This is a genomic window from Nocardioides sp., assembly GCF_030655615.1.
In the GTDB taxonomy this organism is placed as follows: domain Bacteria; phylum Actinomycetota; class Actinomycetes; order Propionibacteriales; family Nocardioidaceae; genus Nocardioides.
Genome location: NZ_JAURVJ010000073.1, coordinates 1 through 22,213, shown reverse-complemented (window position 1 = coordinate 22,213; position 22,213 = coordinate 1). Strand labels below are relative to the sequence as shown.

Genomic DNA, 22,213 nt, shown 5'->3' with positions numbered 1-22,213 from the left:
GGGCCGCCTGCGTCGAACGGGACGATGTGGTCGAGGTCGACGTGACGGCGGTGGCAGCCCGGGAACACACACGTCCCGTCCCTGAGGCGGACCTGCTCGCGGATGGCCTCGGTCGGGCGGTAGGCCTCGGTCGAGAGGTTGGTGTTGAGGTCGATGACTGGCTTGACCGTCACCTTGGTGCCCGCGGTCTGGCACCACTGGCGGACCTGTTCGATCAGGACCGGGGACCAGGTGTTGTCCACGAACCCCGGCACATCCGGGTTGTCTCCGTCGAGGTGCACGTAGAGCGTCACCCCACGTCCCGTCCCACCCGTCGTCTCGGAGAACTCGAGGTCGAGCGCGAGCTGGTGGCGGCCCATCTCACCCAGCGCCTGGGAGCGGCGCACGTCCAACGTCTCGGTGGACCCGAGGTCAGCCAACTGCTGGGCACCGGACTTCAGGGCGGCTTCGAGGTCGACGGCGTCGGCGAGGTCGAGAGTCGCGGAGACCTCGACGGTCCCGGCGGTGGAAGCGGCGTCGAGGTAGACATCGGCGTGCCGGCCTTCGGCCGCAGCCTGGCGGCGGCGTTCGGCCTCGAGGGGGTCGTGCTCGTCGCGCGCGGCGTCCACGGCCCGGTCGATCTGGGTGAACGCGCAGGAGTGGAGGAAAGGGGCCAAGGCCTTATCGACCGCAGCAGCGCCCTCCATCGACAGTGACCTGGTCTGGTCGGCAACCCGGAAGGCCAGCCAGACGGGGATCTCGAGCTTCACGACGCGGGCGTAGATCCGCGGGAGCCGGTAGCGAAGCTCGAGGGCCCTGCCGAGGTAGGCCAGACCACTGTCGGAAGTACGGCCGATGGACAGCGCGAGGTCGAGGGCGGCGTACTCGGCGACCACGGGTGCACCGACGCCGGCGAGCTGCAGGGGCGGTTCGTCGTTCCAGTCGTGGAGCTCAGCGGCCTCGGTGTCGCCAGCGGTGTGGGCGGCGGCCCAGTCGAGGACGGCGTTGAGCTTGTTGACCTCGTCGCGACTGATCTCCAGGCAGGCGCCTCGGACCGACTCGAGCAGCGGGTCGCTGCTCGTGGTCTGGGTGGTCCGGTGGGTGCTGGGCATGGTCTGATTCTAGAGGTCGCCACCGACAATTCGCTGGTACGTTCGAGGCGGCTGTTAGGCCCCGGCCGCCTTTCTCAACCAGTGGCCCGGTCCGGCATACCGGCTGCGGGGATCTCGACACGCCGGGCCGTAGCCGGCCCGTCGGCTCGATCACCGTGGGGTGGCGTCCGGCGTACCGACGCCGCTGCGGTTCGGCTGCGGTCGGTGCACCATGGGGTCATGGCTGAGCCGGTCTTCGTGCTGCACGACCACCGCAAGCCCCGTCCCCACTTCGACCTGCGGCTCGAGGAGGACGGGGTGCTGCGGTCGTGGGCGGTACCGAAGGGGATGCCGACCGACAGTCGGCACGACCGGCTGGCGGTCGCGGTGGCCGACCACGACCTCGAGCACGCGACGTACACCGACGAGCACAAGAGCATCGCCGACCACGGCACCTGGGCGCTGGTCGACCGCAGCGACCGGCGGTTCGTGTTCGACCTCAACGGGCAGGACGGCGTACGGCGGTACGCGCTGATCGACACCGGTCGCGACTGGCTGCTGCACCTGGTCAAGCAGCAGCCCTGACGGGATCAGTCGTCACGCTCGACCCGGAGCACCTCGCCGGTGACCGCGTCGACGACGACGGTCTGCTCGTCGGCGGTGTTCTCGTCGAGCTGGACGTCCCAGGTGGCCTGGCCGTCGTCGAGCTCGAGGTCGAGGCCGTCGACCGTGCCGCCGGGGACCTCGGTGCGGGCGGTGGCGAGCGCGGCGTCGTAGGTGACGGTGGCGTCCTGCAGCAGCGTGCGGCGCTCGGCGAGGTCGTCGGTGTCGTCGCTGTCATCGGTGTCGACGACCGGTCCGCGGGTGACCTGGGTGCCGTCGGCACTGACCGTCAGGTCGGACTCGGTGCCGTCGGGCGCCACCACGCTGACGTCCCAGGCACCGTTGTCGAGGTCGATCGAGAAGACGGTGCCGTCGACCTCGCCGAGCGCGGTCGCGGCGGCAGCGGCGAGGGCGTCGTCGCCGACGGGCGCGGCCGTGGTGTCCGGCGCGGCCGGGGTCGTCGTGCCGGCTGCGGCGGACGAGGTGGAGGACGCCGTCGACGCGGCCGGCGTGCTGTCGGTGGACGAGGAGTCGTCGCCGCCGCAGGCGACGAGGGTGAGGACGAGGGGGGCACTCACGAGGGCGAGCAGGGCGGTGCGGGTGCGGCGGGCGTTCATGGGTTTCTCCGTGACGGTCGGGGTGTCTCGATCAGTACGTCGTCAGCGTGCGCGAGGGCCGCTCAACGGCACGCGAAACAGACCTCAAGGGCAGGCAAAGGGAACTGATTGGGACGATCGAGGGCGGGTCACTACCCTGGGAGCACAGGCGCTCGAGCCGTCATCAGCGGCAAGCCTCCGGAAGAACCGGTCCCGCACGCCAGCGGGCACCTCACTAGAACCGGAACCCGATGAAGTGGTCGTCGTCCCCGGACGGCGGCAACCGAGGTGGTACCGCGGTCCCGTTCCCCCGGGGTCGTCCTCGTGAGACACGAGCTGACGACGTACCCCACCGCAGGAGCCCACGATGCCCTACCCCGCCAACGACCCCGACCGACGCGTCCCGTCGAGCCCGCGGTTCCCCGAGATCGAGGAGCGGGTGCTCGACTTCTGGCAGCAGGACGGCACCTTCCAGGCGAGCGTCGACCAGCGCGAGGCGGGTGACGACGGCAGCAACGAGTTCGTGTTCTACGACGGACCGCCCTTCGCCAACGGCCTGCCCCACTACGGCCACCTGCTCACCGGCTACGTCAAGGACGTCGTCCCGCGCTACCAGACCATGCGCGGGCGCCGGGTCGAGCGCCGGTTCGGCTGGGACACCCACGGGCTCCCGGCCGAGCTCGAGGCGATGCGGCTGGCCGGCATCAAGACGACCGACGAGATCCTCGAGCTCGGCATCGAGAAGTTCAACGAGCTCTGCCGCGACTCGGTGATGAAGTACACCGGCGAGTGGCGCGACTACGTCACCCGCCAGGCGCGCTGGGTCGACTTCGACAACGACTACCGCACCATGAACCCCGACTACATGGAGTCGGTCATGTGGGCGTTCAAGCAGCTGCACGACAAGGGCTACGTCTACGAGGGCTTCCGCGTGCTGCCCTACTGCTGGAACGACGAGACGCCGCTGTCCAACCACGAGCTGCGGATGGACGACGACGTCTACCAGAACCGGCAGGACCCGGCGGTCACCGTCGGCCTGCGCCTGACCAGCGGTCCGGCCGAGGGCGCGCACGCGCTGGTGTGGACGACGACGCCGTGGACCCTGCCGTCCAACCTGGCCATCATGGTCGGCTCCGAGATCACCTACGTCGTCGTCGAGGCTCCCGTGCCCGGCACCGAGAGCACTGCTCGCTTCCTCATCGCCGAGGCGCGGCTGGCGGCGTACTCCCGCGAGCTGGGTGACGAACCGACCGTCGTCGCGCGGCACACCGGTGCTGAGCTGGTCGGCAGCACCTACGTGCCGCCATTCACCTACTTCGCGGGCCACGCCAACGCGTTCCGCGTCGTCGCGGCCGACGACGCGGTGACGACGACCGACGGTGTCGGCCTGGTGCACACCGCCGGCGCCTTCGGTGAGGTCGACAAGGAGGTCACCGACCGCGAGGGCATCGAGGCCGTCATGCCGGTGGGCAAGGACGGCAAGTTCACCGCCCCGGTCGACGACTACGCCGGGTTGCTCGTCTTCGACGCCAACCTGCAGATCATCGACGACCTCAAGGCGGCCACGCGCGGCGAGGCCGCCGCGTCGGTCAGCCCGGGCACGATCCTGCTGCGCCGCGAGACCTACGACCACTCCTACCCGCACTGCTGGCGCTGCCGCGAGCCCCTGATCTACAAGGGCGTCTCGTCGTGGTTCGTCGAGGTGACGGCGTTCAAGGACCGGATGCTCGAGCTCAACCAGCAGATCAACTGGGTGCCCGACCACATCCAGGACGGCCAGTTCGGCAAGTGGCTCGAGAACGCCCGCGACTGGTCGATCACGCGCAACCGGTTCTGGGGCAGCCCGGTGCCGGTCTGGGTGAGCGACGACGCGGCCTACCCTCGCGTCGACGTCTACGGCTCCTTCGCCGAGCTCGAGCGCGACTTCGGCCGGGTGCCGACCAACAAGGACGGCGAGCGCGACCTGCACCGGCCGTTCGTCGACGAGCTCACGCGGCCCAACCCCGACGACCCGACCGGGCGGTCGACGATGCGCCGCGTGACCGACGTGCTCGACGTGTGGTTCGACTCGGGCTCGATGAGCTATGCCCAGGTGCACTACCCGTTCGAGAACGAGGGCTGGTTCAAGGACCACTTCCCGGCCGACTTCATCGTCGAGTACATCGGCCAGACCCGCGGCTGGTTCTACACGCTGCACATCCTGGCCAGCGCGATCTTCGACAAGCCGGCGTTCCAGAACTGCATCAGCCACGGCATCGTGCTCGGCAGCGACGGCAACAAGATGAGCAAGTCGCTGCGCAACTACCCCGACGTCAGCGAGGTCTTCGACCGCGACGGCGCCGACGCGATGCGCTGGTTCCTGATGTCGAGCCCGATCCTGCGCGGCGGCAACCTCGTCGTCACCGAGCAGGGCATCCGCGACTCGGTGCGCCAGGTGATGATCCCGCTCTGGAACAGCTGGTACTTCCTCCAGCTCTACGCCAACGCGGCCGGTGCCGACGTCGTCGGGTCGACCGCGTCGACGAACCTGCTGGACCGCTACGTGCTGGCCAAGTGCCGCCAGTACGTCGAGGAGATGACCACCGCCCTCGACGACTACGCCGTCGCCGAGGCGTGCGACGCCACGCGCGGCTTCCTCGACGTCCTGACCAACTGGTACATCCGGCGTTCGCGCGGTCGCTTCTTCGACGAGGACACCGAGGCGTTCGCGACGCTGCACTCCGTGCTCGAGACGGTCTGCCGCGTCACGGCCCCGCTGCTGCCGCTGACGACCGAGGAGGTCTGGCAGGGTCTGACCGGAGGCCGGTCGGTGCACCTCACCGACTGGCCCGACGTGTCGACCCTGCCGGCCGACGACGCCCTCGTCGCGGCGATGGACCAGGTGCGTGAGGTCTGCTCGGCGACCTCGGCGCTGCGCAAGGCGGCGTCGCTGCGCAACCGGCTGCCGCTGTCCGTGCTGACCGTCGTGGTCGCGGATCCCCAGTCCCTGCAGGGATTCGAGTCGATCGTGGCCGACGAGGTCAACGTCAAGGCCGTGCGGCTGCTGGCCGCCGACAGCGACGAGGCGGCGGCCTACGGCGTCGAGCAGAAGCTCACCGTCAACGCTCGCGCCGCGGGTCCGCGCCTGGGCCGCGAGGTCCAGGTCGCGATCAAGGGCTCGAAGTCGGGGGACTGGTCGGTCGCCGACGACGGCACCGTCACCGCCGGTGGTCTCGCGCTGGTCGAGGGGGAGTACACCCTCGACACGGTCGCCGGGTCCTCCGACGCGTCGGCTGCCGTGGGCGTGCTGCCCGGTGGTGGCTTCGTGGTGCTCGACACCGCGGTCACCCCCGAGCTCGCCGCCGAGGGACTCGCCCGCGACCTGGTGCGTGCCGTCCAGCAGGCCCGGCGCGACGCCGGCCTCGACGTCTCGGACCGGATCGCGCTGGTGGTGACCGGCAGCCAGGCCGTCGCCGACGCGGTCCGCGACCACGAGGCCCTCGTCACCGGCGAGACGCTCACGACGTCGTACGAGATGGTCGTCGGCACGGCCGACCCGTCCGGCGCCACCCTCGGCGACGGCGAGCAGGTCGCCATCACCGTCACCAGGTCCTGACCACGCTGACCCGTCGCGTCCACGCGACGGATCAGCGTTCAGGCGCCGAGGCGGCGGTAGGCGCGGGCCGAGAGGGGCACGAAGACCGCGATGAAAACCGCAGGCCAGGCCAGGGCGAGCAGGAGGGCGTGGTCGGCGAGCAGGCCGCCGGTCGACGGGGTGGTGCCGGTCGGGTTGCCGAACAGGTCGCGACAGGCCGCCGCGGTGGCCGAGACCGGGTTGAGGTCGGCGAGCGCGGCCAGCCACGACGGCATCGTCTCGGGCGGGACGATGACGCCGGACAGGAAGCCGACCGGCCAGACCAGGACCTGGACCGCCATCAGGGCACCCTCGACGCGGAAGGTCAGGCCGAGGAACACCCCGACCCACAGCACGGCCAGGCGCAGCCAGAGCAGCAGGGCGACGCCGACGACGACCGCACCCGCGCCGCCGTCGACGCGCCAGCCGACGAGCAGCCCGCCGACCATGAGCACGGCGAGCTGGAGGGCCGAGCTGAGGAGGTCGGCGCCGGCACGGCCGAGGGGCACGGCGACCCCGCTCATCGGCAGCGACCGGAACCGGTCGGTGATGCCCTTGCGGGCGTCGGCGGTCATCGCGGCCATCGTGGTCTCGATCCCGAACATCATCGACAGCGCGAACATCCCGGGCAGCAGGTAGGCGAGGTAGTCACCGCCGCCGGGCAGCTCCACCGCGCCACCGAACAGGTAGCCGAAGACGAGCACCAGCATCACCGAGAAGGCGACGCCGAACACCGGGGTCCAGGGCTCGCGGCGCCAGTGCCGCAGGTCGCGCTCGGTGAGCAGCCAGCTCTCGCGGGTGGCGGCGAGGAGGGTCGTCATGCTGCTCCCTCGGTGAGGTGCAGGAAGACGTCGTCGAGGCTGGGCTGGCGCAGGCCGACCTCGACGTCGTCGATCCCGGCGTCGGTCAGGGCACGTCGCGCCGACTCGACGTCGGCGCCCGGGGCCAGGGTGAGGACGGGCTGGTCGCCGCCGAGGCGGCTCTTGAGCTTCGCAGCGATGCCCTCGGCGATCACGCGGCCAGCGCCGATGACGGTGATCCGGTCGGCGAGGCGGTCGGCCTCGTCGAGGTGCTGCGTCGTCAGCAGCACGGTCGTCCCGGTGGCAACGACGTCGCGCACCATCGACCAGACCTCCGCGCGTCCGCGGGGGTCGAGGCCGGTCGTGGGCTCGTCGAGGAAGAGCAGCGTCGGGGTCAGCAGCAGGCCGGCGGCGATGTCGAGGCGGCGTCGCATCCCGCCGGAGTAGGTCGCCACCGGTCGGCGGGCGGCCTCGGTGAGGCCGAACCGCTCGAGCAGCTCGTCGGCCCGGGCCCGGGCGGCGGGTCGGTGCAGGCCGAGCAGGCGTCCGAACAGCTCGAGGTTCTCCTGGCCGTGGAGCACCTCGTCGACGGCGGTGGCCTGGCCGACCAGGCCGATGGCGCGGCGCACCTCCTTGGGGCGCCGGCGCACGTCGTGGCCGGCGACGAGCACCTCGCCCTCGTCGAGGCGGGTCAGGGTGGCGAAGATGCGCACGGCCGTGCTCTTGCCGGCGCCGTTGGGGCCGAGCAGCGCGTGCACGTGGCCAGCGGCGACCTCGAGGTCGAGCCCGTCGAGGGCGGTGGTGGCGCCGTACCGCTTGCGCAGGCCGCGGGCGAGGAGGGGTGGGGTCATCGGTACTCCAATTCCGTACGTTGTACGAGGATGAACGTGCGGACCGTACCATTTGTTCCGTACGCCGTACGGGAAAGTTAGGGTGGGCCGGTGACCGACCCGGACCCGATGCTGCCGCTCCTCTGGCGCGGGCTCGTGGACCAGCCCGCCGCGGCCCCGAAGCGCGGGCCCAAGCAGAAGGTCAGCGTCGACGAGGTCGTCGACGCCGGCGTCGAGGTCGCCGACACCGAGGGCCTCGCCGCGCTGTCGATGCGCGGGCTGGCCCAGCGCCTCGGGCTGGGCGCGATGTCGCTCTACACCTACGTCCCGGGTCGCGACGAGCTCGTCGTGCTCATGGTCGACCAGGTCCTCGGCCGCGGCGACCGCCCGACCCTCCCCGCCGACGTACGACGGCGCCTGGAGCTGGTGGCCGAGACCGCGCTCGCCGACTACCTCGCCCACCCGTGGCTGCTCGAGGTCGCCGGCCTGCGCGCCTGGCTCGGGCCGCACGCGGCCGACCGCTACGAGTGGCAGCTGACGGCCGTCGACGGCCTCGGGCTGGGCGACGTCGAGATGGACCAGACCGTCGCGCTGCTCGACGGGATCGCGGCGACGACGGCCCGCGCCGTGCAGGAGGTGCGCGCCGCCGAGCGCCGTTCCGGCCTGACCGAGCTGCAGTGGTGGGAGGCCAACGCCGACGCGCTGGGGGAGGCGATGGCCGGGCGCGACTACCCGCTGGCCGGCCGGGTCGGGCAGGCGGCGGGCGAGCTCTACCAGGCGGCGACCGACCCCGACCGCCAGTTCCGCTTCGGCCTCGCCCGCATCGTCGACGGTCTCCTCGTCCACCTGGACCGCGAAAAATCACGCTGACCCGTCGTAGATCTACGACGGGTCAGCGTGAGGGGGGTCAGAAGCCGGTGCGGACCGAGGTCAGCCGCGGGTCGTTGAGGCGGAGGGCCTCGCCGGGGAGCAGCTCGGTGCAGCGCAGGCTGACCGGGAGCGAGGCGTCGGGCACCGTGACGACCTGCTGGAGCGTGAAGGACGAGAGCTCGCCGGGCTGGGCGTTGGGGGCCAGAGCGAAGCGGGCCTCGGTGAGCACCTCGCCGCCCTGGACGAGACCGCAGCGGTTGCTGATGCCGGGGACGGTGGCGTTGGTGTTGTCGAGCACGCCGGAGGCGGTGACGAGCTGGGTGCCGGGGACGATCGGGACGCTCAGCAGGACCGGGCACGTGGCCAGGGCGGTGTCGGCGCAGGCCGGGACCTCGATGCCGGTCGAGTCGTCGAGGTCGACGACGACCGCGGTCCGCGACTGCGGCCGGAGGTCGCCGCGGGTGAGGCTGCCGTTCTTGACGTCGACGCTCGCCACGGTGCCGTCCTTGATCTGCTGGCCGGTGATCAGCTTGGCGGCGCTGGCCGAGCCGGCGACCGACACCGTGACGACGGCGACGGCGAGGAGGAGGGCGGGGACGAGGCGGATGCTGCGGTTCACGGTGTGTCCTTCGGGGATGGGAGCCGCTCCGTCGCGGCCCCGGTGACCCGACCCTCGTCGCTCGGACACCCCCCGCGCATGAGGGATCGACCCCCAAACCCCGACCCTGCGAGAATCACGACCATGACCCGCGGTGACGGCATCGTGACCTGGCAGGACCTCTGCATCGACGCGCTCGACGTCGGCGCCCAGTCGCGGTTCTGGGCGGCGGTGAGCGGGCTCGGTGTCGCCGGTCCCGTCGTGCACCGGCGCCTCGAGGGGCCCACGCCGCGACACATGCTGTGGGTCAACCGCGTCGACCGGCCCCACCGCGTCAAGAACCGGGTCCACCTCGACATCGACTGCGGCTCGGTCGACGAGCTGGTCGCCCTCGGCGCGCGGGTGCTGGCGCCGTCAGCGGAGACCGGCCTCGGGTGGACGCTGATGGCCGACCCCGAGGACAACGAGTTCTGCGCCTTCGTACGGGCGCCCGACGCGGTCCCCGACTACCGCATCCACGGGATCGGGGTCGACTGCGTCGACCCGGCGGCCCAGGCCCGCTGGTGGGGCGAGCGGTTCGGCGTCGAGCCGACCCACGAGGGCGAGGAGGGCGACGACTGGTGGACCCTCACCGGCGTCGCCGTCGACGACCGGATGACCCTCGACTTCAACGCGGTCCCCGAGCCGCGGACCGAGCCCAACCGGGTGCACTGGGACGTCGTCGGAAGCGTCGACGAGCTGCGGTCGCACGGGGCGACGTTCCTCTGGAAGCAGCCGAGCTGGACGGTGCTCGCCGACCCCGAGGGCAACGAGTTCTGCGTGTTCCCGCCGGGTTGAGCGTCAGCCGGCGAGCGTCAGCCGGCGAGCGTGAGCGCGCGGCCGTCGGGGGTCAGGTAGCCGCCGTCGTCGAAGAGGATGACGCCGTTGCACAGCCGGCACCAGCCCTGCTCGCTGTGGTCGGCCACGACGTGGGCCGAGCAGCAGGCGGTGGAGGTGGTGTCGGGACAGGCGGGCGAGTGGTTGCACATCGGCGTGCTCCTTGCCGGTGGGGGACCTCGTGCAGGTGGCGGGGTCCGACGGATTGGATCGTTCAAGCGATACCCCCATGGAACGCCTCCCCGGACGTTTCCGCAGCCGTTTTGCGTGATCTGTGGAGAACAGGGCGGCGACGGTCCGTCGACACCGGCTGGTTGACTACGCGTCGTGCCCCTCGACCTCTCCGCCGACGCCGTCACCCTGACCCGACAGCTCGTCGACATCGAGTCGGTCAGCCAGGACGAGCAGGCCATCGCCGACGCCGTCGAGGCCGCGCTCACCCCGTTGACCCACCTGACCGTCTCCCGTCGCGGCAACACCGTCGTGGCCCGCACCGACCTCGGGCGTGCCGAGCGCGTGGTCATCGCCGGGCACCTCGACACGGTCCCGCTCAACGCCAACCTGCCGAGCCGCCTCGACGAGGAGACCGGCCTGCTGCACGGCCTCGGGACGTGCGACATGAAGGGCGGCGACGCGGTCATCCTGCGGCTGGCCGCGACCGTCCCCGAGCCGGAGCGCGACGTGACCTACGTGCTCTACGAGTCCGAGGAGATCGACTCGGAGTTCAACGGCCTCAACAAGCTCTCGCAGAGCGACCCCGAGCTGCTCGCCGCCGACTTCGCGATCCTGATGGAGCCCTCCGACGCGGTGGTCGAGGCCGGCTGCCAGGGCACCCTGCGGGTCGAGGTCCGCACCACCGGCGAGCGCGCCCACTCGGCCCGCTCGTGGAAGGGCGTCAACGCGATCCACGGCGTCGCCGACGTGCTCGTCCGGCTGCAGGGCTACGAGGCGCGGCGTCCGGTCATCGACGGGCTGGAGTACCACGAGGGCCTCAACGCCGTCTCGATCCACGGCGGCGTCGCCGGCAACGTGATCCCCGACGAGTGCGTGGTCGAGGTCAACTTCCGCTTCGCCCCCGACCGCAGCGAGGCCGACGCCGAGGCGTTCGTCCGCGACTTCTTCGACGGCTACGACGTCCGCCTCACCGACACCGCGCCCGGCGCCCTCCCCGGTCTCGACCGGCCGGCGGCGAAGCAGTTCGTCGAGGCCGTCGGGGGACAGGTCAACCCCAAGTTCGGCTGGACCGACGTCGCCCGCTTCACCGTCCTCGGCGTGCCCGCCGTCAACTTCGGCCCCGGTGACCCGATGCTGGCCCACAAGCAGGAGGAGTTCGTGCCGGTCGCCCAGATCGAGCACTGCGAGCGCGTGCTGCGCACCTGGCTGGGCGGCACCGACCAGCCGGCCGAGGAGGGGGAGCGATGAAGTCCAAGGCCAAGGGGCCGGTCATCCAGCGCCGCGCGCAGGTCGACGGCACCACCACCGACCAGCGGCTGCTCGACACCCGCGGCCCGAGCGACTGGGTCCACGCCGACCCGTGGCGGGTGCTCCGCATCCAGGCCGAGTTCGTCGAGGGCTTCGGCTCGCTCGCGGCCCTCGGTCCGGCGGTGTGCGTCTTCGGCTCCGCCCGCACCCCGGCCGACCACCCGTCGTACGCCCAGGGGGAGGAGGCCGGCCGCAAGCTCGTCGAGGCCGGCTTCGCCGTCATCACCGGCGGCGGCCCCGGTGCGATGGAGGCGGCCAACAAGGGTGCCTGCGAGGCCGGCGGGATGAGCGTGGGGCTCGGCATCGAGCTGCCCTTCGAGTCCGGGCTCAACGAGTGGGTCGACGTCGGGATCAACTTCCGCTACTTCTTCGTCCGCAAGACGATGTTCGTCAAGTACAGCCAGGGCTTCGTCGTGCTGCCCGGCGGTCTCGGCACCCTCGACGAGATGTTCGAGGCCCTGACCCTGGCGCAGACGCAGAAGGTCACCGCGTTCCCCGTCGTGCTGATCGGCGTCGCTTACTGGTCGGGGCTGCTCGCCTGGCTGCGCGAGACCGTGCTCGCCGACGGCAAGATCTCCGAGAGCGACCTCGACCGCCTGGTCCTCACCGACGACGTCGACGAGGCGGTGGCCCTGATGGTCGCCGCGCGGGAGGAGGACTCGTGACCTGGTTCTTCGCCGTCGTCGTCGTGCTCGCCATGGGCGGCATCGCCCTGGTGGCCTCGGGGCGCGGTGCCCCGATGGTCGACGAGTACGACGACCGCCCCGACGCGCTCGTCCCCGCCGACGGCGACCTCGGTCCGCACGACCTGCGCCGGGTGCGCTTCTCGATCACCTTCCGTGGCTACCGGATGTCGGAGGTCGACGCCCTGCTCTCGCGGCTCGCCAGCGAGATGGAGGCCGACCAGGCGTGGCAGCCGCCGGTGGATCCGGCTGTCGGTCCGGCTGTCGGTCCTGCTGACGAGCCGGCTGACGGCCCCGACCCGACCGTCACCCTGGCGAAGGAGACGGGGAGCCGACCGGACGACGTACCGCCCGGGTGAGACACTGCCGGGCGTGTCCCCGGTCATCGTCCACGTGCTCACCGCGCTGGCGGCGGTCGTGGTCGTGCTCACCCGGCTCCGGCTGCGCCGCAACCGCGACGGGGCGGGCCGCGCGGCGATCGCACGGGGTCCCGTCGGGGTGCACACGGTCGCCGGCGTCCTCGCCGTGGTCACATGGGTCGCGTTCCTCGTCACCAGCGGCCACGTCTCCGAGTCCACGTCGACGCTGCTCGGCCTCGCCGGTCTCGTGCTCTGGTGGATCGTGGTCGTCGCGGGCCTGCTGATCCTGGTGCGCTGGCTGCCGGTGCGCGGCAAGCACGCCACCGCCGCCGTCGAGGACTCGTGGTCCAACGGACCCGGGCTCTCCGTGCTCGGCCACGTCGGCATGGTGGTCGGCGTCGTCGTGTTCACCTATGCCTACCTGGTCAAGGCGGTCTGATGCTGCGTCTCTCCCGGCTCCTCGTGCTGGTGCTGCTCGCCACCGGGCTGGCCGTCCCTCTCCGCACCTCGCCCGCCGCCGTCGCGTCCGCGCGCGAGCCGGCGGCGTTCGAGAAGCGGGTGGTGGGCCGCTCGGTCGACGACCGGCCGATCGTGGCCTACCACCTCGGCGATCCCGACCAGCCGAAGGTCGAGACCGTCGTGCTGTTCTCGACGATGCACGGCAACGAGGGCGCCACCCGCCGGGCCCTGAGCGCGCTGGTCCAAGGGCCGACCGTGGTCGGTCTCGACCTGTGGGTGGTGCCGGTCTACAACCCCGACGGCCTCGCCGCCGGGTCGCGACGCAACGCCCGCGGCGTCGACCTCAACCGCAACTTCCCCTACCGCTGGGCCGACCTCGACGGCAACTACGAGTCCGGCAGCAAGGCGGCCTCGGAGCCCGAGACCCGCGCCATCATGCGGTTCCTGCGCGACGTCGACCCCGACTGGCTGCTCAGCTTCCACCAGCCGCTCAACGGCGTCGACACCGACACCAAGCGCCCGGCCTTCGCCCGCCGGGTCGCCCGCGCCCTCGGCCTCCCCACCCGCACCCTCGACTGCGGCGGGGTCTGCCACGGCACCATGACCGGCTGGTTCAACCACCACTTCAAGGGCACGGCGCTCACCGTCGAGTACGGCGCCAGCCCCTCGCGCCGCCACCTCACCCGTGTCGTCCCCGACCAGATCCTGAGCATCTTCGGTGCCGGGCGTGGGGTGCGGTCGTTCGCTCCGGCGGGGTTCTGAGCGCGCCTGTACGTCGGCTTGGATACGAGCGCGGCGGGCCTCGAGGCTTTCGCTTCCGTCGGGCCTCACGTGGTCCGGGTCGGGTGGCCGCGCGCGTAGCAGACCGCGTCTCGGCGTCAAGGACGCCTGCGGCGCCGCTACGCGGTCGCTGCGCGATCCTTGACCCCGAGCCTCTCGCGGTCTGCTACTCGGCGCGCAACGGCGAGGCCTCGCAAGCTCGGCTCGCCGTCGCTTGCGTGGCCACCCGACCCGGCGGTGAGTGAGCCACCGTTCCGGTCGTTCTCAGGGCACGGTTCGGTGGCGTGCTCACCGCCGGGTCAGGCCGGGCCGGGTGGGCGGTGCGTGAGCCACCGTTCCGGGCGATACGAGGTGCCGGTTCGGTGGCTGACGCACCGCCGGCCTGGGTCGGGGAGCCCGCGAGGTGAGGTTCTTGGACAAAACTCCCGCTTCTGCACCGAAGCTTCGTAGGAGAACCGGGAGAAACGTCGGGCAAGCGTGACGGCTGGGACACATGAGGGCTGTCCGCGCCTGACGAGGGCGCGGCGGAGCCCGCCCTTGTCTGCGCCCTGAGCATCCCGGGAGAGGCTCGCTGTCACGGACGCCGAAGGCGCCGCGAAGCGGGCGCCGCAGGCGATCCTTGACAGGGAGGCCCGGGATGCTAAGCGCGCGGACAGCCCGACACGGAATGACCCGAGGACGAGCGAGACCGTCCCATCCCGACGTACGAACCCCTCACCGCCCCTCGAACACCGGCTTCTCCTTGGCCACGAACGCAGCGACGGCGGCGCGGTGGTCGGCGGTGGCGCCGGTCTTCGTCATCATCGCGCTCTCGAGCTCGAGCGCCTCGGTGAAGGTGACGCCGGCGGCGTAGGACACCGAGCGACGCATGGCGCCGAGGGCGACGGTGGGGCCGGCGGCGAGGCGGGCGGCGACCGACGCGACCTCGTCGGCGAACGAGTCGGCGGCGACGACGGACGTGGCCAGCCCGAGCTCGAGGGCCTCGGCGGCCTTGACAGTGCGGGGGAAGTAGAGCAGCTCCATCGCCTTGGCCCGGCCGACGAGCAGCGGCAGGTGGTAGGACGCGCCGGTGTCGCAGGACAGGGCGACGTTGGCGAAGGCCAGGTTGAAGCCGGCGGTATCGGCCAGGATGCGCAGGTCGCAGGCGAAGGCGAGGGACGCACCGGCGCCGGCGGCGACGCCGTTGACGGCCGCGATGACGGGCTTCTCAATGGCGGCGAGGGCCGTGACGATCGGGTTGTAGTGCTGGTCGACGGTGGTGAACAGCGCGTCGCTGCCGCCGTTGTCGAGCAGCTGGATGTGCTCCTTGAGGTCCTGCCCGGTGCAGAAGGCGCGGCCGGTGCCGGTGAGGACGACGCAGCGCGCGGCCGGGTCGGCGGCCACCTGGGTGACTGTCTCGAGGAGCAGCTCCTTCGTCGCGATGTCGAGGCTGTTCATCGCGTCCGGCCGGTTGAGGGTGATGGTGGCGACCCCGTCGGTGAGGTCGAGGAGGACGGGTACGTCGGTGGGTCCGGCAGTCATGTCAGGGGAGTCTGCCACTGGTCGCGTGCGACACGACGGGGCGAGAGGGAGCGGTAGTGGTGCGGTGGCGTACCTCGATAGGGGATAATGGCTCACACATGAGCGACGGCGCTGTCGTCCTGCTCCGAGCACGACATGGAAGAGGTGCCGCATGGCGGCAATGAAGCCGCGGACAGGCGACGGTCCGCTGGAAGTCACCAAGGAAGGTCGAGGCATCGTCATGCGCGTGCCCCTCGAGGGCGGTGGCCGCCTGGTGGTCGAGCTCAACGCCGAAGAGGCCGGCGCCCTGGGCGACGCCCTCAAGAACGTCGTCGGGTGACCTCGGGCGCAGCAGCCCCGATCACCAGGCCGACCCTGCCGAGCCAGGTCTCGCCGCCTGACGTCGCCCTGACCCGACAGCCGCTCCACGCCCTCACCGGCGTGGACGTCGTCGCGCTCCCCGTCCTCCCGGGCGTGCCCGGTGACGACGGCGAGACGACGGTGCCGCTGCTCGGTCCGGGTGCGGCCGAGCTGGCGGACGACCTCGGGCTCGACCTGGTGGCCATCGCCGAGGCCGCGCAGGCCACCGGCGAGGTGGGCGAGGTCGTGACCGTGCCGGTGCCGCTGGGCGGCCCCGACAACGCCGACCTCCGGATGGTGCTGCTCGTCGGCGTCGGCCAGGGCCGACCCGTCGACCTGCGCCGTGCGGGGGCCGTCGTGGCCCGTGCCACCCGCAACCGCGACGCCGTCGCGACCACGATCGCGGCGCTCGACCCCGAGCGCGGCATCGAGTCGTTCGTCGTCGGGGTCATGCTCGGCTCGTTCGGCTTCGCCTGGCGCTCCGCCCCTCCCGAGCACGTCCCGGTCACCCGGGTGGTGCTCGCCGGGCTCCCGGCCTCGGCCGACGAGGTCGATCGCGCCGCGCTCGACCGTGCCGTCGCGATCGGCGGTGCCGGCTGGCGGGCGCGCACGCTCGCGACCGTGCCCTCCAACCTCAAGAGCCCCGCCTGGCTGGCCGAGCAGGCCGAGCAGCTGGCCGACGAGGCCGGGCTCACCTGCCGCACCTGGGACGACGAGCAGCTGCGCGCCGAGGGCTTCGGCGGCATCATCGGCGTCGGCCAGGGCTCGGCGACGCCGCCTCGGCTGATCCGTCTCGACTACGCGCCGGCCAAGAGCAACCGTCGTACCCCCACCGTCGTGCTGGTCGGCAAGGGCATCACGTTCGACACCGGCGGCATCTCCATCAAGCCCGCCCAGGGCATGGTCGCGATGAAGCGCGACATGACCGGCGGTGCCGTCGTCCTCGCGACGATGGCCGCGCTGGCCGCCGTCGGCTGCCCGGTCAAGGTCGTCGGGCTCGTGCCCGCGGCCGAGAACGCCGTCTCCGGCAGCGCCACCCGCCCGGGCGACGTGCTGCGCCACTACGGCGGCCGCACCTCCGAGGTCACCAACACCGACGCCGAGGGACGCTTGGTGCTCGCCGACGCGCTGGCCTACGCCGTCGCCGAGCTGTCGCCGGCCGCCATCGTCGACGTCGCGACCCTGACCGGCGCCGTCAAGGTCGCCCTGGGTCAGCAGGTCGGTGGGCTCTTCGCCTCCGACGACGCCCTGGCCGAGGCGCTGCTCGACTCCGGCGAGACGGCGGGCGAGCCGTTCTGGCGGTTCCCCCTCTTCGCGGGCTACGAGGACAAGCTGGCCTCCAAGGTCGCCGACGCCGACAACGGCCCCTCGGGTCCCGGCTCGATCATGGCCGCACTGTTCCTCCAGCACTTCGTCGGCGACGTCCCGTGGGCCCACCTCGACATCGCGTCGGTCGGTGACGCCCCCGAGGACAGCTATGAGTGGACCGCCGGTCCCACCGGCTTCGGGGCCCGCGCCCTGCTGACCTGGCTCGGGTCGGCCGACCCGCTCGCCGGCGTCCGGACCTCCTGACATGAGGTCGCTGACCATCCGCTGGTCGCTGGCGGACGCCCCGGCCGGGGTCGAGGAGGAGCTGGCCTCCTACGTCGAGTCGACCTCCCACGCCCGCTTCACCGGCATGGCCGGCCTGCGCTACAAGACCTGGCGCGTACGACCGGGCGAGTGGTTCGAGGGGCACTACGTCTTCGTGTCCGACGAGGCGCGCGCCGAGTTCGAACGCACCTTCACCGAGGGCGCCGCCGAGGCGCCCGGCACCCGCATCGTCGGCAGCCTCCCGGTCCTCATCGAGGCCTCCGAGGTCGTCGCCGTCGCCGAGGGCTGGGACGGGTTCCAGCCCGCCGCCCGCGCCTGACGGCGAGTCGATCGGCCTGGGTGCGCCCCTCACCAGGTCTCGACACCGGTTCGCGCCGGAGCAAGCTCCGTCGGCGACCCGGATGCTCGACCACCATCAGGACGCCTGACCTCGTTCCTCGGTCAGGCGTCCTCGGGCAGCCACTCCTTCTTGGCGAGGAGCAGGCCGTCGCCGACGGGGAGCAGGAGCGGCACCAGGCCCTCGTGCTCGGAGACGGCGCGGGTGAGGTCGCGGACGGCGACCGTCTGCTCGTCGCGTTGCGCGGGGTCGGCGACCTTGTCGTGCCACAGCGCGTTGTCGAAGACCACGACGCCGCCGGGGCGGAGCAGGCGCAGGGCCTCGGTGAGGTAGGCGGTGTACTCCGTCTTGTCGCCGTCGGCGAAGACGATGTCGTAGTGGGCGTCGGTCAGCCGGGGTAGCACGTCGAGCGCGGAGCCCGGAATGGTCCGCACCCGCTGCTGCGCGAAGCCGGCCTCGGTGAAGGCCTCCCGCGCCAGCCGCTGGTGCTCGGCCTCGAGGTCGACCGTCGTCAGGACGCCGTCGGGGCGCATCCCGCGGAGCAGCCACAGCCCGGAGACACCGGTGCCGGTCCCGATCTCGACGACCGCGCGGGCCTCGAGCACCGACGCGAGGAACCGCAGCGCGGCCCCGCCGCCGCTGCCGATCGCGGTGACGCCGACCTCGTCGGCCCGCTCGCGCGCGGCGGCGAGGACGTGGTCCTCGGCCACGTAGGTCTCGGCGAAGGTCCAGGAGGTCGCGGCGATCGGGGGAGTCGGCGTGCTCGGCATGGCTCGACGCTATCGCCCGGACGCCCTCGGACCCGGGAACACTGGCCGGTGGTCGCTCGTTGCTTGCCTGTGTGAGGGCGACTCACAGCGAACCCTCAGCCCCGACCACTACCGTCCGAGGACACCCGATGCCGAGCCCGCGACGACGTACCGACCAGGAAAGGGCGACCGTGACCGATCCCGCTCCCCAGCAGGGCGTCCCGACCTGGGACGAGATCGTCGAGCGCCACTCCGACCGCGTCTACCGCCTCGCCTACCGCCTGACCGGCAACCGCCCCGACGCCGAGGACCTCACGCAGGAGGTCTTCGTCCGGGTCTTCCGCTCGCTGTCGTCCTACACGCCCGGCACGTTCGAGGGCTGGCTGCACCGCATCACCACCAACCTCTTCCTCGACCAGGCCCGCCGCAAGCAGCGGATCCGCTTCGACGCCCTGTCCGACGAGCGTGCCGACCGGCTCTCGAGCCCGTCGCCCGCGCCCGACACGGCCTACGCCGACCGCACCTTCGACGACGACGTCGAGCGCGCCCTGGCCACCCTGCCGCCCGACTTCCGCGTCGCGGTCGTGCTCTGCGACGTCGAGGGCCTGACCTACGAGGAGATCGCCGGCATCCTCGGCGCCAAGCTCGGCACGGTCCGCTCCCGCATCCACCGCGGCCGCGCCATGCTGCGCACCGCCCTGGCCCACCGCGCCCCGACCGAGGGTCGCGCGCGCTACTCCGGCCCCACCCCGACCCCCGAGACCGTCGGGGAGGGGAACGCCCGATGAGCATGGTCAACGGAGGCCACCTCGGCCGGCGGGTCAGCGACCTGCTCGACGGACAGCTGCCGCCCGCCGAGGCCGACGCCGCCTGGGCCCACGTCCACACCTGCCACGCCTGCCGCGACGACGTCGAGCGCGAGGGCTACGTCAAGACGCGGCTCTCGTCGCTGTCCTACGACGACGGCCCGGCCGGCTGCGCCCCCGACCACCTCAAGGGCGCCCTGCTCGGGATGCCCCCGGGCGACTGCTTCCTCGGCGGCGGCATGGGTGCCTCGCACGACCTGACGATGACCAACCGCAGCCGCTCCCGGCGCGGGATCGCCGGCATCGCCGCCCTCGGTGGCGGGGCCGCCGGTGCCGCGGTCATGGGCGTGCTCGCCCTCGGCGCGGCTTCCCCGGCCGACATCCCGGTCCCCGAGCGCCGCCAGCAGCCGGTGTCCCACGTGACCCCCAGCCCCGTGCCGCCGCGCACTCCCGCCAAGACCCCGGTGCGGCTCGACCGCTGACGCACCGCACCGCCCGGGCCATCCCCGGGAGGGTGGCGTCCCGTGACCAGCGACAGGCAATGATGGTGCGGTGACCGACCACGACCCCGAGCGCCACGACCCGGCGTACCCGGCCGAGCCGGCCGGGCCCGCTGCCGGGCCGGACGAGGCCCCCGAGTCGGGTGCGACGCAGCCGCTGTCGCTCGGTCAGCCCGCCGACCAGCCGGTCGACCAGCCGGTCGACCAGCCGGAGGCCCCCGTGTGGGCGCCGCCGTCGGGTCCGCTGCCGTCCGCGCCGGCCCAGCCGTGGTCCGACTACGCCCGCCGTACGCCGCCCTCGACCGGCTCGGTCGCCCAACCCACCAGCCACCGGGGTCGTCCCAGCCGGTGGCTGTGGCCCGCGGTCGCGGCCCTCGCGCTGCTGGTGGGGCTGCTCGGCGGCGTCGGCGGCAGCGTGATCTACCAGGAGGCGTCCGACGACGACGCCCCCGACGTCTATGAAGGCCTCTCCGACGACGACATCGTGGAGCTCCCGCCGGTCGAGGTCGGTGGCGTCACGGCCGTGGCTGACGCGGTGCTGCCGAGCACCGTGCAGATCATCGCGGAGTTCGACGGCCAGGACGAGGGTGCGACCGGCTCGGGCTTCGTGCTCGACAAGTCCGGCCACGTGATCACCAACAACCACGTCGTAGCGTCGGCGGCCGAGAGCAACGGCCCGGTCCGCGTCGTCGACCAGGACGGCAACTCCTACGAGGCGCGCATCGTGGGCCGCAGCCCCGTCTACGACCTGGCCGTCCTCGAGCTGCCCGACGACGCCGACCTGCAGCCCGCCTCCCTCGGCGCCTCGCGCCGACTCCGCGTCGGCGACGGCGTGGTCGCGATCGGCTCGCCGCTGGGCCTCAGCGCCACCGTCACCGCCGGCATCGTCAGCGCCCTCAACCGGCCCGTCTCCACCGGCAGCGCCAGCGACGACACGTCCTACATCAACGCCGTGCAGACCGACGCCGCGATCAACCCGGGCAACTCCGGTGGCCCGCTGGTCAACCTGCGCGGCCAGGTCGTCGGGGTCAACTCGGCCATCGCGACCAGCGGCGGCGCCACCAACGGTGAGGCCGGCAACATCGGCGTCGGCTTCGCGATCCCGGTCGAGCAGGTCCGCATCACCGCCGACCAGATCCTCAAGACCGGCCAGGCCCGCTACCCCGTCATCGGCGCGCAGGTCGGCGGGGCCGCGTCCAGCGGCGTCACCGGCGCCCAGCTGCGCTCGGTGCTCGCCGACACCCCCGCCGAGGACGCCGGCCTCGAGGACGGCGATGTCGTGACCGAGGTCGAGGGCCAGCGCGTCGTCGACGGCATCTCGCTGATCGTCAACATCCGCACCCACCAGCCGGGCGAGCGGCTCGAGTTCACCTACGTGAGGGACGGCGAGGAGCGCACGACCACGGTCGAGCTCGACAGCGAGGTGGGCTGAGCGGGCTCGCTAGTCGGCCTCGGCGTCGACGGAGTCCTCGGCGAACGGGTGCTCGTCGACGAACTCCCTGGTCGTCTCGTAGGCCCGGGCGATGTAGTCCTCGAGCTTGCTCGCCTCGACCCGCCACTGGCCGCGGCCGCCGATCTTGATGGCCTCGAGCTCGCCTCGACGCACCATCGCGTAGACCTGGGCGCTCGAGGTGTTGAGCACCTCGGCGACGTCGGCGAGGGTGAGGAAGCGCGGGGTGCCGGCCATGGGTCCATCGTCGCACCTCACCCGCCCCACGGGTCACCGCCGTTCCGAGCCTGTGGATGAACGGTTTCCTGGACGGCCCTCGACGTCCATGATGTCCGCGTGGCGAGGAATCTCGGGACCCCCGGCGGCCAGGTGCCGCCCGCCGTCCGCTCGACGTCCCCCGGTTGGCGCGACCCCCGGCTGTGGGTCGGCATCGCGATCGTCGCCGCGTCCGTGCTCGTCGGCACCCGGGTGCTCGCGTCGGCCGACGACACGGCCCAGGTGTGGGCGGTGGCGGACGAGGCGTCTGCCGGCCAGGAGCTGACGCAGGACGACCTCGAGGTCCGGCGGCTGCGGTTCGACGACGCGGCCGACCTCGACCGCTACTTCGAGGTCGGCGCCGACCTGCCCGACGACCTGACGCTGGCGCACGGGCTCGGGGCGGGCGAGCTCGTGCCGCGCTCGGCGGTCGGTGCGGCCGACGACGCCGACACCGTGACGATCTCGCTCGCGGTGAGCTCGTTGCTGGTGCCGAGCGGGGTGCGGCCGGGCTCGGTGGTGCACGTCTACGTCGCCGGCGAGGCGAGCGACCCGGGCGCCGGCGGCACCCGGGAGGAGCCGCGCGAGGCCGGCGTACCCGTCCTGGAGGGCGTGCGCGTCGTGGCGGCGGGCGCGGCCGACGAGTTCGGGGCCGGCGACCGGCAGGTCGAGCTGGCCGTGCCGGCCGAGGAGGTGGCGGGCTTCTACACGCTGGTCGGGAGCCTGACGACGCCCGTCGTCTCGCTGGGCCAGGTGAGCTGATGATCGTCGTCCTGGTCGTCGCCTCCGGCGCCGCCTGGGAGTCGCAGGCCCTCACCGTGCTCGCCGACCACTCCGGCACGGTCGTGCTCAAGCGGTGCGTCGACGTCGACGACCTGCTGGCGGCGGCCTCGTCCGGGCAGGCGCAGGCGGCCGTCCTCGGTCTCGAGTCGCGCGGCCTCGACGCCGACGCGGTCGCGCGCCTCGCCGGCCACGGGGTCCACCCGGTCGCCGTGGTCGCAGACGACCAGGCCGAGGGCGGCCGGGCCCGCGCCGGGCGCATCG

25 protein-coding genes and 1 pseudogene are annotated in these 22,213 nt (G+C 72.5%); 17 read left to right on the top strand and 9 right to left on the bottom strand.

From position 1 onward, the window contains the following. The coding region (locus tag Q7T52_RS06320; protein WP_304800506.1) for an HNH endonuclease signature motif containing protein at positions 1-1,091 on the bottom strand (1,091 nt) is incomplete at its 3' end. Between the two features lie 219 nt (positions 1,092-1,310). Here Q7T52_RS06320 and Q7T52_RS06315 point away from each other — a divergent pair. Then, positions 1,311-1,655, top strand: coding sequence for a DNA polymerase ligase N-terminal domain-containing protein (locus Q7T52_RS06315; protein WP_304800505.1), 345 nt, complete (start codon positions 1,311-1,313; stop codon positions 1,653-1,655). Positions 1,656-1,660: 5 nt separating this feature from the next. On the opposite strand, the gene Q7T52_RS06310 is transcribed toward Q7T52_RS06315, so the two are convergent. Next, entirely contained in the window at positions 1,661-2,290 is a 630-nt protein-coding gene (locus Q7T52_RS06310) for a PepSY domain-containing protein (RefSeq protein ID WP_304800504.1), read from the bottom strand. A 346-nt stretch (positions 2,291-2,636) separates the two neighbouring features. Between Q7T52_RS06310 and ileS the strand changes: the two genes are divergently transcribed. Next, on the top strand, positions 2,637-5,864 hold the full coding sequence (gene ileS, locus Q7T52_RS06305) for an isoleucine--tRNA ligase (protein WP_304800502.1): 3,228 nt from the start codon (positions 2,637-2,639) through the stop codon (positions 5,862-5,864). 38 nt (positions 5,865-5,902) lie between these two features. Here ileS and Q7T52_RS06300 read toward each other — a convergent pair whose 3' ends face one another. Together Q7T52_RS06300 and Q7T52_RS06295 are read right to left on the bottom strand one after the other, a co-directional pair. Beyond that, positions 5,903-6,703, bottom strand: a complete 801-nt coding sequence (locus Q7T52_RS06300) for an ABC transporter permease (RefSeq protein ID WP_304800499.1) — start codon at positions 6,701-6,703, stop codon at positions 5,903-5,905. Next, the gene (locus Q7T52_RS06295; protein WP_304800497.1) at positions 6,700-7,533 is read right to left on the bottom strand and encodes an ATP-binding cassette domain-containing protein; all 834 of its coding nucleotides are present in this window, start codon (positions 7,531-7,533) and stop codon (positions 6,700-6,702) included. The genes Q7T52_RS06300 and Q7T52_RS06295 overlap by 4 nt, the downstream gene beginning before the upstream one ends. Before the next feature lie 90 nt (positions 7,534-7,623). Here Q7T52_RS06295 and Q7T52_RS06290 point away from each other — a divergent pair, with 90 nt between their 5' ends. Next, positions 7,624-8,382: a TetR/AcrR family transcriptional regulator C-terminal domain-containing protein gene (locus Q7T52_RS06290; RefSeq protein WP_304800495.1), complete on the top strand. Its 759-nt coding sequence runs from the start codon at positions 7,624-7,626 to the stop codon at positions 8,380-8,382. Positions 8,383-8,419: 37 nt separating this feature from the next. On the opposite strand, the gene Q7T52_RS06285 is transcribed toward Q7T52_RS06290, so the two are convergent. Next, a complete protein-coding gene (locus tag Q7T52_RS06285) occupies positions 8,420-9,001 on the bottom strand; it encodes a hypothetical protein (RefSeq protein ID WP_304800493.1) in 582 nt (193 codons plus the stop codon). Between the two features lie 123 nt (positions 9,002-9,124). Between Q7T52_RS06285 and Q7T52_RS06280 the strand changes: the two genes are divergently transcribed. Continuing rightward, positions 9,125-9,817, top strand: coding sequence for a VOC family protein (locus tag Q7T52_RS06280; protein ID WP_304800491.1), 693 nt, complete (start codon positions 9,125-9,127; stop codon positions 9,815-9,817). 17 nt (positions 9,818-9,834) lie between these two features. On the opposite strand, the gene Q7T52_RS06275 is transcribed toward Q7T52_RS06280, so the two are convergent. Next, the gene (locus tag Q7T52_RS06275; RefSeq protein ID WP_304800489.1) at positions 9,835-10,008 is read right to left on the bottom strand and encodes a DUF5999 family protein; all 174 of its coding nucleotides are present in this window, start codon (positions 10,006-10,008) and stop codon (positions 9,835-9,837) included. Between the two features lie 175 nt (positions 10,009-10,183). On the opposite strand from Q7T52_RS06275, the gene dapE reads away from it, so the two are divergent. Genes dapE through Q7T52_RS06250 form a run of 5 tightly spaced genes read left to right on the top strand, consistent with a single transcriptional unit; the run spans position 10,184 to position 13,601 of the window. After that, positions 10,184-11,278, top strand: coding sequence for a succinyl-diaminopimelate desuccinylase (gene dapE / locus Q7T52_RS06270; RefSeq protein ID WP_304800487.1), 1,095 nt, complete (start codon positions 10,184-10,186; stop codon positions 11,276-11,278). Next, entirely contained in the window at positions 11,275-12,003 is a 729-nt protein-coding gene (locus Q7T52_RS06265) for a TIGR00730 family Rossman fold protein (protein WP_304800483.1), read from the top strand. The genes dapE and Q7T52_RS06265 overlap by 4 nt, the downstream gene beginning before the upstream one ends. Then, positions 12,000-12,380 (top strand): DivIVA domain-containing protein, encoded by a 381-nt coding sequence (locus Q7T52_RS06260; protein WP_304800480.1) that lies wholly within the window; start codon positions 12,000-12,002, stop codon positions 12,378-12,380. The genes Q7T52_RS06265 and Q7T52_RS06260 overlap by 4 nt, the downstream gene beginning before the upstream one ends. A 13-nt stretch (positions 12,381-12,393) precedes the next feature. Continuing rightward, entirely contained in the window at positions 12,394-12,819 is a 426-nt protein-coding gene (locus tag Q7T52_RS06255; protein ID WP_304800478.1) for a hypothetical protein, read from the top strand. Continuing rightward, positions 12,819-13,601, top strand: coding sequence for a M14 family zinc carboxypeptidase (locus tag Q7T52_RS06250; RefSeq protein ID WP_304800476.1), 783 nt, complete (start codon positions 12,819-12,821; stop codon positions 13,599-13,601). The genes Q7T52_RS06255 and Q7T52_RS06250 overlap by 1 nt, the downstream gene beginning before the upstream one ends. Positions 13,602-14,333: 732 nt before the next feature. On the opposite strand, the gene Q7T52_RS06245 is transcribed toward Q7T52_RS06250, so the two are convergent. Continuing rightward, entirely contained in the window at positions 14,334-15,140 is an 807-nt protein-coding gene (locus Q7T52_RS06245) for an enoyl-CoA hydratase/isomerase family protein (RefSeq protein WP_304800474.1), read from the bottom strand. Between the two features lie 151 nt (positions 15,141-15,291). Between Q7T52_RS06245 and Q7T52_RS06240 the strand changes: the two genes are divergently transcribed. Genes Q7T52_RS06240 through Q7T52_RS06230 form a run of 3 tightly spaced genes read left to right on the top strand, consistent with a single transcriptional unit; the run spans position 15,292 to position 17,391 of the window. Next, the gene (locus Q7T52_RS06240) at positions 15,292-15,459 is read left to right on the top strand and encodes a DUF3117 domain-containing protein (protein WP_091024313.1); all 168 of its coding nucleotides are present in this window, start codon (positions 15,292-15,294) and stop codon (positions 15,457-15,459) included. Next, positions 15,456-17,051: a M17 family metallopeptidase gene (locus Q7T52_RS06235; RefSeq protein WP_304800467.1), complete on the top strand. Its 1,596-nt coding sequence runs from the start codon at positions 15,456-15,458 to the stop codon at positions 17,049-17,051. Before Q7T52_RS06240 ends, Q7T52_RS06235 begins: the two co-directional genes overlap by 4 nt. A 1-nt stretch (position 17,052) precedes the next feature. Further along, complete coding sequence (locus Q7T52_RS06230) at positions 17,053-17,391, top strand: hypothetical protein (RefSeq protein ID WP_304800464.1); 339 nt, start codon at positions 17,053-17,055, stop codon at positions 17,389-17,391. 122 nt (positions 17,392-17,513) lie between these two features. Here Q7T52_RS06230 and Q7T52_RS06225 read toward each other — a convergent pair whose 3' ends face one another. After that, entirely contained in the window at positions 17,514-18,179 is a 666-nt protein-coding gene (locus Q7T52_RS06225; protein ID WP_304800461.1) for an O-methyltransferase, read from the bottom strand. A gap of 128 nt (positions 18,180-18,307) precedes the next feature. On the opposite strand from Q7T52_RS06225, the gene sigE reads away from it, so the two are divergent. From sigE to Q7T52_RS06210, 3 genes are all read left to right on the top strand, one after another. Further along, positions 18,308-18,946: an RNA polymerase sigma factor SigE gene (sigE, locus tag Q7T52_RS06220; protein WP_304800458.1), complete on the top strand. Its 639-nt coding sequence runs from the start codon at positions 18,308-18,310 to the stop codon at positions 18,944-18,946. Further along, the gene (locus tag Q7T52_RS06215) at positions 18,943-19,446 is read left to right on the top strand and encodes a zf-HC2 domain-containing protein (protein ID WP_304800456.1); all 504 of its coding nucleotides are present in this window, start codon (positions 18,943-18,945) and stop codon (positions 19,444-19,446) included. Before sigE ends, Q7T52_RS06215 begins: the two co-directional genes overlap by 4 nt. Positions 19,447-19,516: 70 nt before the next feature. After that, positions 19,517-20,896, top strand: coding sequence for a trypsin-like peptidase domain-containing protein (locus Q7T52_RS06210; protein WP_304800454.1), 1,380 nt, complete (start codon positions 19,517-19,519; stop codon positions 20,894-20,896). 9 nt (positions 20,897-20,905) lie between these two features. Here the strand turns inward: Q7T52_RS06210 and Q7T52_RS06205 are convergent, their stop codons facing one another. Further along, entirely contained in the window at positions 20,906-21,151 is a 246-nt protein-coding gene (locus Q7T52_RS06205) for a helix-turn-helix domain-containing protein (protein ID WP_304800452.1), read from the bottom strand. Between the two features lie 99 nt (positions 21,152-21,250). Here Q7T52_RS06205 and Q7T52_RS06200 point away from each other — a divergent pair, with 99 nt between their 5' ends. Then, the gene (locus Q7T52_RS06200; RefSeq protein ID WP_304800450.1) at positions 21,251-21,931 is read left to right on the top strand and encodes a hypothetical protein; all 681 of its coding nucleotides are present in this window, start codon (positions 21,251-21,253) and stop codon (positions 21,929-21,931) included. Beyond that, a pseudogene (locus Q7T52_RS06195) lies at positions 21,931-22,213 on the top strand (hypothetical protein); the annotation flags it as partial. The gene Q7T52_RS06200 and the pseudogene Q7T52_RS06195, both read left to right, overlap by 1 nt.

Excerpts from the sequence above, each read along its gene's own strand:
- Q7T52_RS06295 (WP_304800497.1), bottom strand. The coding sequence starts at position 7,533 with ATGACCCCACCCCTCCTCGCCCGCGGCCTGCGCAAGCGGTACGGCGCC.
- Q7T52_RS06275 (WP_304800489.1), bottom strand. The coding sequence starts at position 10,008 with ATGTGCAACCACTCGCCCGCCTGTCCCGACACCACCTCCACCGCCTGC.
- Q7T52_RS06215 (WP_304800456.1), top strand. The coding sequence starts at position 18,943 with ATGAGCATGGTCAACGGAGGCCACCTCGGCCGGCGGGTCAGCGACCTG.
- Q7T52_RS06315 (WP_304800505.1), top strand. The coding sequence starts at position 1,311 with ATGGCTGAGCCGGTCTTCGTGCTGCACGACCACCGCAAGCCCCGTCCC.
- sigE (WP_304800458.1), top strand. The coding sequence starts at position 18,308 with ATGCCGAGCCCGCGACGACGTACCGACCAGGAAAGGGCGACCGTGACC.
- Q7T52_RS06205 (WP_304800452.1), bottom strand. The coding sequence starts at position 21,151 with ATGGCCGGCACCCCGCGCTTCCTCACCCTCGCCGACGTCGCCGAGGTG.
- Q7T52_RS06245 (WP_304800474.1), bottom strand. The coding sequence starts at position 15,140 with ATGACTGCCGGACCCACCGACGTACCCGTCCTCCTCGACCTCACCGAC.
- Q7T52_RS06265 (WP_304800483.1), top strand. The coding sequence starts at position 11,275 with ATGAAGTCCAAGGCCAAGGGGCCGGTCATCCAGCGCCGCGCGCAGGTC.
- Q7T52_RS06250 (WP_304800476.1), top strand. The coding sequence starts at position 12,819 with ATGCTGCGTCTCTCCCGGCTCCTCGTGCTGGTGCTGCTCGCCACCGGG.
- Q7T52_RS06300 (WP_304800499.1), bottom strand. The coding sequence starts at position 6,703 with ATGACGACCCTCCTCGCCGCCACCCGCGAGAGCTGGCTGCTCACCGAG.
- Q7T52_RS06240 (WP_091024313.1), top strand. The coding sequence starts at position 15,292 with ATGGCGGCAATGAAGCCGCGGACAGGCGACGGTCCGCTGGAAGTCACC.
- Q7T52_RS06310 (WP_304800504.1), bottom strand. The coding sequence starts at position 2,290 with ATGAACGCCCGCCGCACCCGCACCGCCCTGCTCGCCCTCGTGAGTGCC.
- Q7T52_RS06280 (WP_304800491.1), top strand. The coding sequence starts at position 9,125 with ATGACCCGCGGTGACGGCATCGTGACCTGGCAGGACCTCTGCATCGAC.
- Q7T52_RS06225 (WP_304800461.1), bottom strand. The coding sequence starts at position 18,179 with ATGCCGAGCACGCCGACTCCCCCGATCGCCGCGACCTCCTGGACCTTC.
- ileS (WP_304800502.1), top strand. The coding sequence starts at position 2,637 with ATGCCCTACCCCGCCAACGACCCCGACCGACGCGTCCCGTCGAGCCCG.
- Q7T52_RS06230 (WP_304800464.1), top strand. The coding sequence starts at position 17,053 with ATGAGGTCGCTGACCATCCGCTGGTCGCTGGCGGACGCCCCGGCCGGG.